12 protein-coding genes are annotated in these 13,474 nt (G+C 27.1%); 6 read left to right on the top strand and 6 right to left on the bottom strand.

Going from position 1 to position 13,474, the window contains the following annotated elements; translation table 11 throughout:
• Positions 1-74 precede the first annotated feature (74 nt).
• Positions 75-1,088, top strand: coding sequence for a glycoside hydrolase family 5 protein (locus tag H0I27_RS07150; RefSeq protein ID WP_218733149.1), 1,014 nt, complete (start codon positions 75-77; stop codon positions 1,086-1,088).
• Here H0I27_RS07150 and H0I27_RS07145 read toward each other — a convergent pair whose 3' ends face one another.
• From H0I27_RS07145 to H0I27_RS07125, 5 genes are read right to left on the bottom strand one after another with little or no spacing between them, the layout of a single operon-like run.
• Entirely contained in the window at positions 1,089-2,669 is a 1,581-nt protein-coding gene (locus H0I27_RS07145) for a hypothetical protein (protein ID WP_218733147.1), read from the bottom strand. It lies immediately after the preceding gene.
• A gap of 9 nt (positions 2,670-2,678) precedes the next feature.
• The gene (locus H0I27_RS07140) at positions 2,679-4,529 is read right to left on the bottom strand and encodes a glycosyltransferase family 2 protein (protein ID WP_218733145.1); all 1,851 of its coding nucleotides are present in this window, start codon (positions 4,527-4,529) and stop codon (positions 2,679-2,681) included.
• 5 nt (positions 4,530-4,534) lie between these two features.
• A complete protein-coding gene (locus H0I27_RS07135; protein WP_218733143.1) occupies positions 4,535-5,362 on the bottom strand; it encodes a hypothetical protein in 828 nt (275 codons plus the stop codon).
• The gene (locus tag H0I27_RS07130) at positions 5,352-7,406 is read right to left on the bottom strand and encodes a cellulose biosynthesis cyclic di-GMP-binding regulatory protein BcsB (RefSeq protein ID WP_218733141.1); all 2,055 of its coding nucleotides are present in this window, start codon (positions 7,404-7,406) and stop codon (positions 5,352-5,354) included. The genes H0I27_RS07135 and H0I27_RS07130 overlap by 11 nt, the downstream gene beginning before the upstream one ends.
• Before the next feature lie 3 nt (positions 7,407-7,409).
• A complete protein-coding gene (locus tag H0I27_RS07125) occupies positions 7,410-8,717 on the bottom strand; it encodes a HAMP domain-containing sensor histidine kinase (protein ID WP_218733139.1) in 1,308 nt (435 codons plus the stop codon).
• A gap of 548 nt (positions 8,718-9,265) precedes the next feature.
• Between H0I27_RS07125 and H0I27_RS07120 the strand changes: the two genes are divergently transcribed.
• From H0I27_RS07120 to H0I27_RS07100, 5 genes are all read left to right on the top strand, one after another.
• Entirely contained in the window at positions 9,266-9,622 is a 357-nt protein-coding gene (locus H0I27_RS07120) for a PleD family two-component system response regulator (RefSeq protein WP_218733138.1), read from the top strand.
• Between the two features lie 64 nt (positions 9,623-9,686).
• Positions 9,687-10,385, top strand: a complete 699-nt coding sequence (locus H0I27_RS07115; protein ID WP_218733137.1) for a Rossmann-like and DUF2520 domain-containing protein — start codon at positions 9,687-9,689, stop codon at positions 10,383-10,385.
• A 61-nt stretch (positions 10,386-10,446) separates the two neighbouring features.
• Complete coding sequence (locus H0I27_RS07110; RefSeq protein WP_218733136.1) at positions 10,447-10,974, top strand: HAD family hydrolase; 528 nt, start codon at positions 10,447-10,449, stop codon at positions 10,972-10,974.
• 92 nt (positions 10,975-11,066) lie between these two features.
• Positions 11,067-11,492: a DUF2147 domain-containing protein gene (locus H0I27_RS07105; protein WP_218733135.1), complete on the top strand. Its 426-nt coding sequence runs from the start codon at positions 11,067-11,069 to the stop codon at positions 11,490-11,492.
• A 42-nt stretch (positions 11,493-11,534) separates the two neighbouring features.
• On the top strand, positions 11,535-12,773 hold the full coding sequence (locus tag H0I27_RS07100) for an ATP-binding cassette domain-containing protein (protein ID WP_218733134.1): 1,239 nt from the start codon (positions 11,535-11,537) through the stop codon (positions 12,771-12,773).
• Here H0I27_RS07100 and H0I27_RS07095 read toward each other — a convergent pair.
• Positions 12,770-13,411 carry a protein-L-isoaspartate(D-aspartate) O-methyltransferase gene (locus tag H0I27_RS07095; RefSeq protein ID WP_165730401.1) on the bottom strand — a complete coding sequence of 214 codons (642 nt, stop codon included), beginning with the start codon at positions 13,409-13,411 and terminating at the stop codon, positions 12,770-12,772. The two genes, H0I27_RS07100 and H0I27_RS07095, sit on opposite strands and share 4 nt — an antisense overlap.
• Positions 13,412-13,474 lie beyond the last annotated feature (63 nt).

Genomic DNA, 13,474 nt, shown 5'->3' with positions numbered 1-13,474 from the left:
ATTTTATAAAATTAATTAGATTTTAAAAATGATCTATAAAAGCATAATATCTTTACTAAATTAATGTGCATCCTATGAATTTTTTAAAAGCCCTTTGTATTATGCTTTTATTATTAACTAATAATAAATTACAATCTCAACAAAATAATTTTGCACCAGGAATAAATCTAACAGGTTATGAGAGGTTTTGGGAGGATAAAGAACTAAATTATAAGGATATTATTGCTGATATTGACAAACTACACAAACAAGGTATTAAGGATATTAGATTACCTGTTTCTTTTGAATATCAATTCGAAAAAAAATCTAAACGTAGATTTTTAAGAGATTTAATTAAAATTGTAAAGTACATCAGAAAAAAAGAAATGACATTAATTGTTTGTTATTTTGATCATACTTTAGATCGAGAAACAAATTATACGAACATTAAAACTATTAAAAAAAACTGGAAATATATTAGCCATAAATTAAAAAAATATTCTAATAACGTTTATTACGAAATTGTAAACGAGCCTAATTTATATCCTACTCAATGGGATGAAATGGTGCATGAAATTGTTTCTGAAATAAGAACTGAAGACAAAAAAACAAAGATACTTATAGGCGCTACCAATTACAATAGCATTTATGAATTGGCTAGAAAAAAGCCTTTTCCTTATAAAAACCTTGTTTATGTCTTTCACTTTTACGAACCTTTTATTTTTACGCATCAAGGAGCAGATTGGGGTGGAAATCAAACTAAAACGGTAGCTATTCCATATCCATACGATTCTATTAAAATGCCTGAAATCAATTTAAAAACACTAGGAACTCCTGGGGAAATTAATTACAAAGATTATAAAGACATGGCAAATAAGACGTCTTTAAGTCATAAAATAAATACAATTGTAAAATGGGCGCAACAAAATAACGTTGAATTATGGTGTACAGAGTTTGGTGCTATTAATTCTATTGATCCAGCATATAGATGCCAATACTTTAAAGATGTTATCAGCATCTTTAAAGAAAACAACATAAAAAGTTATTTATGGGAATACAACGGAAATTTTGGTATTGATAATATTACTGAAATTTTTGATTGTATGTAATTATTTTATAATCTTAACAATTTTAAAAGTACTGCAAAAATAGACTACCTTACTTCTGTAACTACTAATACTTGCCCCATTTTTTTCGATACTCTTAAGATTTGATGCTACCTTATCTAAAAAATAAAAAGGAGATTTGGTATTTGAAATAATTAAGTAATCACAGTATTTTTTTGGATTGTAAAATGCTTTATCATAATCTACTGATGCATTAGATATAAAATAGTTGTTTTTTTCGCTGTAAGCTACTATAGGGTACATAATAGATTTATCACATAAAACTACAGAGTTTTTAGGTGTGTTAAGTGCCAAAAACCTACCTCCGCTTTTATAATCTTGTAACACATTATTTTGTTTTTTTTCTACTACACTTTTAAAGAAAACTTGCTCTGAAGTATACGATGATTTTTCTAAATATAAATATTCACCATAGATACTAATTATAAACAAGCATGCGTAACTAAAATAAGTTACCCTTTTTAACTTAAAATTTTTAAGTGATGTAGTTGCTATAGACGCAATACCAGCTGCTATAATAATAACATAATAAAATAAGCCCATATAGTCAATTTGACTACCTCTTACCAAAACATATAACAATAACGGAACTAATAATAAAATAAAGACTTTTAGACCTCTCTTGTAATGACTTATCAATTCAAACAGATAAATAGGTACTATAAAAGCAACTATAAAAAGAAAAGAAAAATCGTTTACTGCTTTATTCTTTAAACTTGTAATACTATCTGAATCTATTAAGCTTAAAAAACTATTACCATTCCATCTAGTTTCTAATGAATTATAAAAATAAAAAGAATCATCTCCCATTAAATAATTGATAAATAAATACAATAATAAACTTGTTATAGGAAAAAAACCAATAATAAACACCATAGATCCTAAACGCCCTCTAAACTTTCTTCTTAATGATTTATGTTGTGTAATTTTAATATACTTAATAATAACATTTGAAGATAACAATCCTTTTACTCCGTATATACTAAAAACAAATACATGAAAAACTAGAAGAAGAAGTATCCATAAAATTCTATAATCTAAAAATATTGCTAAACTTAAAATAATACTAAGTATTGCTATGTGATACGTTGTAAATTTTTTAATGTAATTAAATAGATAATAAAAAATTAAAAAATATAAGATGTAAAAAGCATACAACGATGTACCAGAAGTTGCTGTATAAAATGTTATTGGACTAAATAAGAAATATAAAAACAAAAGTACTTTAATTACTTTATTTTTCTCTTTCCCTACAATAGTTACTACCATTGTTGTAAACAATGAAGTATAAAATATCGATGCAAAAAAAGGAGCATCTACTGCGCTAAATACAGAAAAAGGATAAGATAACACATTCGTTAACAAAGGATAAGATAAAAAGAAATTTTTAACCAACTCTCCACTATCAAACAATGTATTTATATGGCTTGTAATAAATAGAGGTTCAAAATTTAAATATCCATCTTCACGAATTACCATTGTTACAAAACTGTAAAAAGCTAAGTAAACAAACCATATTATAAAAAAAGATAGCGTTGAACTCTTTGTCTTAATTTTATCCATACCTTTTTTTTAATTCTTCTTTTTAGTTAAACCATGATTGGTTTTTTCCCAATAAAAAGGTTTGGTTATTAATTGATGTAACCCTTTGTATGCAGAGATAGAATGCATTAACCAATAAACAGGGTTTGCTAAAGCGTATATTATTAATGAGTATGATCTTCTTTTAAAAATAGCAATCATATTGGTATAAATCATAATTAAGTTCCCTAAAGTAAAGTTAACTAAAGAAATAATAATTAACCAATCTGGAAACAACAACTCTATCCACTTACTTTTAAAACATATATAAATCAATAGAAAAAGTAATAAAATAGGATAACTTAAGAAAGTAAATACCGTTCCTCCAATAAAAAACTGAAATCCAAAAAAACCTCTAGTCCCAATAGATTTGTACAACTTTATAGGATTTCTCATGTGAACCAAATAGGTTTGCATGTATCCTTTAATCCATCTAGAGCGTTGTCTTATCCAATTAAAAAACTCGTTATTTGCTTCTTCATAAGTAGTAGAATCTAAAACTGTAATTTTATAATCTTTAGCATAACAACGTAACCCTAAATCTGCATCTTCTGTTACATTAAAACCATCCCATCCACCAAGTTCCATTAATTTATCAAACTTAAAATGATTACTTGTACCGCCTAACGGAATCGGAATTCTAAGACTATCTAACCCAGGAAGCATATAATCAAACCAATAAGAGTACTCTAACGTAAACATCTTCGTTAAAAAGTTTTCACTCTTATTAAAATAGTTTAAAGCACATTGTATGGCTATATAATCTTCTGGTAGTTTCTGAAATAATTTATACGTTTGTTTTAATTGATCACTATCTGGTATATCCTCTGCATCGTATATAGTTAAATATTTTCCTTTAGAAAAATACAGCCCATAGTTACATGCTTTTGGTTTTGTTTTAGGTTGTGCATAAGGAATTATAATAGGTTCGAAATTAGTAGGGAATTTCATCTCTCTAATTGCATTGTATGTCATCTCATCATCTGACTCAATTAACAATTTTGCATCTAATTTTTCTATCGGATAATCAAGGTTATTTAAGTTCCACACTAATTTCTGAATCACTTCAGATTCTTTAAACACCGGTAAATGAATTGTATATATAGGTAACTCTTCATCTGTAATTAATTCTATTTCTTCTTTACTTACTTTGCTTTCTAGCTCTGTTTTAGAGCCATGAATAGTAAGCATAAACTTAAAAAGAATAGAGAATAGCAAAAATAAATTTAATACTAAATTTGTTCCAATTAATGTATCTACAAAGTTAAAATATAAAAAAATTAAAAAGATAAAAAAGAGCACTCCTAATGCTATAACCTGCTTAAAAGTAAAAGTTTCTATAGCACAACTATCAGGGTCTTTTTCATATAAATTAAAAACGGATTTATGTAAAGTCTCACCTCCATACTTTAAATGTAACGCTTTATTTAAATCTAACTCATTGGTTACAAAAATCTCTGAAACAGTTACTTGCAACTCTTCTTCTACTAATCTAATGTTATTAAGATCTGATGGATCTGCCACCACAAAAGCAACTTTATTATTGTGCTCTATTGGAAAAATTAATGTGTTTAAAAATAAATTGAATCGTTCGTGAGTATCAGAAAAAGATTTGTATTCCTCTATTTCATCACAGTTTATATTATAAGTTGGAAGCTCTAAGCCTACGATTACTTTATTATAATGAAAACGTGATATAAACCCGTGGTTAAGTGCTATTTTAAGAAATGACTTATTTAATTTAACTTTAAATCTTTCAATTTCAGAAACTTGCTTATTAGAAAGCAATTCACTCTCTACAAACAGCTCTTTTCTATGAAGGTCTATATTAAAACTTCTCATAACGCTTAAAGTTTTATGACACTAAATATTTGCCAACCTTTACCTACAGAAATATTTCTATTCCATAAATCACTAAAACCACCTGCATATAAAGCAAAATTAGGAGAAAATTCATACCCAAAATTTAAGGTTGTTTTTAAGATATCAAAATCTGGTGTTATTCTAATATTTTCTTGAGAAACAGTAAAATCATCACCTCTAGAAAGTAGTACTTCTACGTCTCCCATTACAAGAAACTTATCTGTAAGTCTATAAGCTTGTGATCCATAAAGTTTAAATTGATAAGGTCCTCCATCAAAAAACTTTTTAATACCAAATTCTAATTGATGAAAGTTATCATTAATTCCCATCCATTTAGAGTTTCCAGAAATATTAACCTTTAATTCGGTTCCAAATTTATCGAAACCAACAAATGGCCCAACATCGTTACTATACATTGGTATTATCGTTGTTAATGATCCCATTAAATAATGATATTCACCAATCTTTTTTAAATGCATTTTTACACCTAATTCCACATCACCTAATTCGTTATTGTTATCTAAAGTAGAATCATCTCCATAGGTACTTTTAATGTATGGTATGTTTCCTATTAAACTTAATTTATTACTAATTAATGATGTAGAAAAATATAGTTTATAAACATAGTTTTCATAAAAACCATTATTACTAAAGTCTGACTTATTACTACTATTATCACTATTGGTATCTGTATAATAATGAGTTACAGAAGGAGACAACAATACGTCTCCTTTACCTTGTAGCCATGGGTTTTGAGAATAGCATATGCATGTATTCAATAATAAAAAAAGAATAAGAAACTTAATTTTCATTTTTAATTTTTGCTTTAGACTCTTTAGATTTTTGAAAAATAAACACCAAGACCAATATTCCTAAAATTAACAATACAGAAACAATAAATAGTCTATATTTTCCCCAGAAATCATCTAACAAATAGTTGATATAATTTTTATCATGATTCTCATTTACCAATCTTAAATCAAAAAAGTAAGAATTTTCATTATCAGAAACAATTACATTTCCTGTATTTGAGATCGTTTGTTCTCTAATATTAGAAACTAATGACAATAACGTACTTTCTTTATAGTCTTCAGGAACATTAACCAACATTATTGGAATTTCTTTATGATAAAAAAGCTGATTGAACCCCATACTTTTTTCATACTCTACATTAAAGAAAGGATTGATTTCTTCTGATTTATATTCTACTGTATTATCTTTAAATTTTATAAATGTAGATGCTCCAAAAAAGTCTGAAAACTTATCCCTATTAGAACTAATAATAATTTTAGAAGTTGCTAAGTCTTTTTCGATCTCTTTTAAACTTGCATGTTTAATTGCCGGATAAATAAAACCAGACAAACCTGCTTCTCCTGGATTAATAATATCAATTAACTCAGATATTGGAGCAATTAATTTATCATCTGCTTCTAAATCTGTATAAACTGTTAAAGGTTTAGATTGAAAGTTTTCTGGAAATCTAAAAAATGATAATGAAGAAGAATTCTCGTAACCAATAGGTTTAAAATAAGAGTTTACAATATCTATTTGCCCATAAAATTTAGCTTCTGTTGTTCCACACAAACCTCCTTTTGGCACAAAATAAAACTCGTACTTAAAGTTATTTTCTTGTTGCATAACAATATCATCAAAATCAAACTCTATATCTAAATTTCCTGTAGCGTTTAATTTATAAGAACTTAAAAAATTATCATTAAAATAAAGGTTAAAGTAGCCTTGCTCTCCATCTGCTAAAGGTCTGTATTTTCCATTTATCTTTACATCCATTTTTTTTACATTAGACCCAAAATTAGACCTTGGCATAGCAATATTAGATTGTATATATCCAATTCCTTTTAAAACATTGTTTTGGGCACCTAACTCTTTAAAATAGATAGGCTCATAATCTTTCCTTTTTGGTATATCTAGTAATTTTGCTTGTTTTCTTACAAAAACATAATCTACATAAGAAGAGTTTAATAAATGCTTTTGCAGCAAATAGTGTGCAGCTTTACCAAAACCTAATGCTGTTTTTCCGGTAACCACAATATTTTGTCCTTGACTAACTTCTAAACTAATTGAGTCTTTATTTTGATCTCTATATACACTAATTAAACCTGCGTCTTTGTCTTTAAAGTTTGGTAACTCTTTTGTTATTTTTTCACTTAAATGATCAAAAGGCATTAATATAATTGCATTACTTATAACGCTATTATCAAACTCTTTAATATTTTTAACTTTAATATCTAAACCGTAAACTCTCTTTAAATAAAACTTAATGTAAGCTGCATATTTTATATCTTCAATGTTATTTTTTTCTGATAAAACAACATACTTAATATCTGGTACAGTATAACTAATTGTTTTTTCTACAAGTGTTTTCTTTGTTGGTAGAATTTTATAAGAGAAAAAAGAGTTTTCTGTTAATTTAACCCAAAAGCCACCTTCAGAATATATTTCACATGTTTCTGCACCTATTTTTAAATTGGTTTTAACAGTAAGTTTTATAAAACCAGAAACTATATACTTTTTTTTGACAGGTATTTTAAAACTAATTAACTGATTCTGATTTTTAAGAAAACGTGTTTCTATTGGAGTATCTGCTAATAATACCGAAATATGACTATTGTTAAAATCTATAACACTAGAGCTCGCAAATTCTAAGTTTACATAACTGTTTAAATTATCTATATCCTCATTAATAGGTATATAAATATCTTGCATCCCTTTTGCTCCATTAATAGTAATTTCATCATTATAATCATACTCATTAAAGTGCTCAATTATTTGACTAAATCCTTTTGTATGTATACCTAACAAGATTGCCAATACAATAAAATAATATTTTCTCATCATCACTTACTTTTGTTTATATGTTTTAAATTGCACTTTAAGTTCAAACCCCATTTTTACTGAAGAAACGTAACTAAAATACCCTTTCATTTTTTCTGTTAATTGTTTAGAAATTCTTAACCCTATCTTTAAACTATCGCTATGCTTCTTATAGTCGTAATTAACAAACTCTAAATCTCTAAAATAAGATTCTATTTCGGCTGTATCTATTCCTGCAGTTTTATTAGACACACTAAATATGGTCTCGTCTTTTCTGTTACCTATAGTTACTTCTATTTTATCATTCTCGTTAGAAAAAGTAACCATAAAATTTAAAATATTATATAATATAGTTTTAAAGACTTTTTCATTACCAAGAATTAATGTATTAGTTGCTGGATAGTTATCTATACCTGTAATATTTTTTTCTTTAATTTTATTTTCAAATGATTTAAAAATCTCTATATAAACTTGTTTTACATCTATTGTATCTGTTGCATAATTTTTATCTACAGTATTTATATTAATCGGTTTAAAATAAATAGAACTTTGATTTCTTAGATTCTGTATTAAAGCATCTAAATCTTTCTTTTCTTTTTCAGAACAACTATCTTCAACTCCTATTAAAGTTTCACTAAGGTCGTTTAAATCACTACTAATCTGCTGAAAAAGAAATTTAGATTCATTTTCTTTCTTTAAAACCTTCTTTTGTAATAATGCGTAATTAGCATTAACTTCAGACAATTCTCCGCCTAAATAATTAATTCTTTCATCTGCTCTAACTCCTATATCTATTCTTTCTATTAATGCTTTTTTTCTGATTTTTGGAAAGAAAAAACTAATAAAACCTAATGATAAAAAAAGATACCCGCCTTCTCTTAATATTTGAAGAGGTTCTGTTATAACATTCATTAACACCAATATTATAAAGGTTACTATAACCAATAAATACTGAATGAAACTATTTACAATAGACCATAAAACAATGGTATTAAAAGCAACAAATAAAACGATAAGTAAAGAAGTATATACAATTCTATTACCTATACCAGAATAAGAAATAGAAATTAATGATAAAAAATTAAAACTGAATAATACTAAATGAATTAAAATATTAGGTGTCGCATGTTTTTTTTTGAAAACATTGTACGTAAAATAGAAAGAAAAAAGAAGAAATAATTTTAACAGAACAAAATCTAACCAATTCTTACTTAAAATAATGACATCTAAAATAATTGTTAATAAAATTACAGCATTTAAACTCCAAAATATTGTATTACCAATTTTCCATAGTTCTTTTTGTAATTCTTTTATTTTTAGTTTCTCTTTTTCCAAACTTTTTAAGGGTATAAGTCTTGTTTTTATTAAAATTAAATATTCAATAAATATAGCACAACAATACGAATAATACTACGTTTACCAACATTAAACAACAATTACTTAATAAATATTGCTTTTTTACAAAAAAACAAAGATAATGTGTAAAAAAAACAAAGATTAGTTGAATGGACGTTTGTTTGTGATGAATTACTTTTTGATATAGTTTAATGAAATCTAAAATAGTTAGTATCTACAAATACTCTAAGCTAAACACCACCAATAATAAGCCTACTATTTTAACTAATACTAATTAGTAAAAAAAGTAGTTCCTTAAAAAAGGATTTATATAAATAAACTTTTATAAGCTCATTAAAAATATCACTATAGATATAACAATAAATAAGAACACGACTAATTCTATTACCTTTCTACAAACAAAGCAGGTAGATAAATAACTATTAAATACATATTACTTATTTTTACTTGCCTTATTTTAAAGTTATCTCATCATTTTAATAATAGTAATTGTATACTTTAGTACCCTTAATTTAAAACATCACTTAATGAAAATATTAATAGCAGATGATAGTGGTTTTGTAAGAAGATCATTAGAATTTAGTTTAAAAGACAGTAATCACACAATTTCTGTAGCTATTGACGGAAGAGATGCAATAGAAAAAATTAAATTAGAAACACCAGATTTAATAATAACAGATCTTATGATGCCTTTTATAACTGGGTTAGAATTGGTAGAGTGGATAAAAGAAAACTATGGCGATCAAATAAAAATAATTATTCTAACATCTCTTGGGCAAGAAGATGTGGTTTTAGAAGCTTTTTCTTTAGGAGTAGACGATTTTCTTACAAAACCTTTTAACCCTACAGATTTACTTTTAAGAATAAAAAGATTCGAATATTAATACACTACTATTTAATTTTAGAATTGCTTGTTTAATCCTCTAAAAAAAACAATATCTTCGTTTTATGATATCTGTATTACTCGTAGGAAAAGGAAATGTTGCCACACATTTATATAATGCTTTTTTAAAAGCTGATACTATTTCAGTTACACAAATAAACTCTAGAGATTTAGAAAAAATTCCGAAAGCAGATATTACTATAATTGCCGTTTCTGACGATGCAATTGCAGAAGTTTCATCAAAAATAAATAACAAACTTGTAGTACACACCTCTGGTGGATGCTCAATTGACGAGTTGAAAAATAAAAATAACAAAGGTGTTTTTTACATGCTACAAACTTTTTCTAAAGGAAAAGAAGTCAATTTTAATAACGTTCCTTTTTGCTTAGAAGCCACCAATAAAAAAGACCAACAATTACTTGATAAAATTGCAAAATCTATAGGCGAAAAAACTTATGAAGTAGATTCTGAACAACGAAAAGCATTGCATGTTGCTGCTGTTTTTGTAAACAACTTTACCAATCACCTCTATAAAATTGGGAATGATATTTGCACAGAGCATAAAGTACCTTTTGAGGTTTTGTTCCCTTTAATTAAGGAAACGGCTTCTAAAATAGAATCTTTATCACCAAAAAAAGCACAAACAGGACCTGCAGTTAGAAAAGATAAAAAAACAATAAAAAATCATTTAGATTTGTTGAATCTAAAGCAACAAGAAATCTATCGACTTTTAACGGGGTCAATTCAGAATTCGGTTGATTAAATTTACTTTAAACAAACAATACCACTTCTAACAACGTGTAGAAGTTTTATAAAATATAAATATGGAAATTAGTTACAAACAATTATTACCACAAATAAATACTTTAATTTTTGATGTAGACGGTGTACTTACCAACGGTATGGTTACAATTATGCCTGATGGAGAATTAGTAAGACACATGAATATTAAAGATGGTTATGCTCTAAAAACGGCAGTAGATAAAGGCTTAAATGTTTGTATTATTTCTGGAGGAAAAAACGAAGGAGTTAGAACTCGTTTGGCGAATTTAGGAATCAAAGACATTTATTTAGGTGCTCACGATAAAATTAAACAATACAACGAATTGGTAGAAAAATACAATTTAAAACCCGAAAATGTATTGTATATGGGAGACGACATTCCTGATTACCCGGTTATGAAATTGGTAGGAATGCCTTGTTGCCCAAATGATGCTGCTCCAGAAATACAAGGCGTTTCTAAATACATTTCTTACAAAAAAGGAGGAGAAGGCTGTGTAAGAGACGTTATTGAACAGATTTTACGTGTTCAAGGAAAATGGGAAAATAATTTTAGTGCAAAATATGACTAAATGTATATTTGTTTAATATAAAACTATAACTTACAAACCATTAAAATAAATTAGACCTCGCTTATCGATGTCTTTATAAAAAAAATAAAAACATGAAAAAATCTCTTTTTACATTCGTACTATTAATTATTTCTTTTTCTATGAGCTCACAAACCATTTTTGGAAAATGGAATTCTAAAAATGATGAAACGGGTAAAGTTGACTCTGTTGTAGAAATCTATGAAAAAAACGGAAAAGCCTTCGCTAAAATAATAGATATAAAAAACCCTGACAGAAAGACTGCTGTTTGTAGTTTATGTGAAGGTGAAAATAAAGACAAGCCTATTTTAGGCTTAAATATTTTATCTGGTTTAGAAAAAGATGGTAACGAATGGTCTGGAGGTACTATCTTAGACCCAAGAAACGGTAAAGTATACAAAAGTTATGTTGAATTAGTTAAACCTAATAAATTGAAAGTTCGTGGATATATTGGTCTTTCATTATTCGGTAAAACTACTTACTGGGAAAGAGCTATATAATTAATAATTTCAGTTTTTTTTTCAAAAATTCATAAAATTACCATGGAGAACATCCATTTTACAATTGAAAATAAAAGTCTTTCTTCTAAAAGTTCTTTAGTAGAAAACATTTTAAAAGGGATACATAGTTTCCCTAATTTAAAAAACAAAAAAGGACTTTTATTTTCAAATTCTATTTTAGATAAATTTATAGACGAAGAAGCAAAACACAGCAAGCAAACCTTAACAAGTAAAGAAAATAGAAGCATAAGAACCTTGTCTAGTGGTGAACAAAAAAAGGCTTTACTGAACTATTTGTTACAACAAAAACCAGACTTTCTAATTTTAGATAGCCCTTTTGAAAGTTTAGATATTGCCTCTGTTTCTAATTTAAAAGAAGACCTTATTGCGTTATCTTCAGAAATTATTTTAATTCAGGTTTTTAATCGAAAAGAAGAAATTTTACCAATAATAACACACGTCTTAGAAATTAAAAATGATGAGATTATTGAGAATATTCCTATAGAAAAATATACTTTTAAAGAAATTGACTTCGAGTTTATGGGCGAAGTTCCTAAACCGATTACGTTCTACAAAAACATACCAGAAGAGCTTATAAAGCTTCAAAATGTAAATGTAGAGTATGATGAAAGATCTATTTTAAAAAACATTAATTGGACCATCAATAAAAATGAATTTTGGCATTTAATTGGTCCTAATGGCTCTGGAAAAACCACCATTTTATCCATGATTTATGGAAATAATGTAAAAGCTTTTAGACAAGAAGTCTATTTGTTTGGCAAAAAAAAAGGATCTGGTGAAAGTGTTTGGGAAATAAAAGAAAAAATAGGCTATTTTAGTCCTGCAGTTTTAGAATTATTCAAAAGAAGAATCAGCATTTCACAAATGGTGATTTCCGGTTTTTTTGACAGCGTAGGCTTATACCAAACTCCTACGACACTTCAAATTAAAATAGCTGATGATTGGCTTAAACTATTAAATTTAAAAAGCAAAAGAAACACCTCTTTTCAGGATCTTACTACTACAACTCAAAGATTGGTTTTAATAGCAAGAGCTATGATTAAACATCCACCATTATTAATTTTAGATGAACCATTAATCAATCTTGATAATCAAGGAACAGCTATTGTGGTTGCTTTGATTAATAAAATTGTAAAAGAAAGTGACACCACCATACTTTTTGTTTCTCATAGAGAAGTAGAAAACCTACAACCTAATTTTATTTATGAGTTAACACCTAGTAAAAATGGATCCACAGGTAAAATAAAAGAAAATAGTTAGTTTTTCTCTTCTAACATTGGTACAAAAGCAAAATCTCCTAATTCGTGTTTTTCGAATTCTGTTGCAGATTTTCTAATAAACAAAGTCATTATTTGTGTTTGATCTCCAACAGGAATTAACAATCTACCTCCTACTTTTAATTGAGACAATAAAGGCTTAGGCACAAAAGGAGCACCTGCAGTCACTATAATTTTATCGAATGGTGCTTCTACTTTTAAGCCAATATATCCATCTCCAAAAATAAATCTTTTTGGATTATACCCTAACTTCGGTAAAAACAGAGACGTTTTCTTAAACAACTCACGTTGTCTTTCTATAGAATACACTTCTGCTTTTAACTCTAATAAAACAGCGGTTTGATACCCTGAACCAGTTCCAATTTCTAACACTTTTTCACCAGGCTCTACTTGCAATGTTTGCGATTGAAAAGCCACTGTATAAGGCATAGAAATAGTTTGCTCTGCTGCAATAGGAAAAGCTTTGTCTTGATAGGCATGAGACTCAAAACTACTATCAATAAATAGATGACGTGGAATTTTACGTACTGCATTCAATACATTTTTATCAATAATCCCTTTTGCGTTTAGTACTTTAGCAAGTTGGTTTCTAAGGCCTTGGTGTTTAGAAGTATCTTTCAATTTTTATAAATTTCTGGAGTCTAAAAATAGTAATTAATCCATATACATAAGCATAAAATTGTA

The sequence above is a fragment of the Polaribacter sp. HaHaR_3_91 genome (assembly GCF_019278525.1).
GTDB lineage: Bacteria > Bacteroidota > Bacteroidia > Flavobacteriales > Flavobacteriaceae > Polaribacter.
Note: the sequence above shows the minus strand (reverse complement) of the source record. Positions and strands in the feature narration are given on the sequence as shown.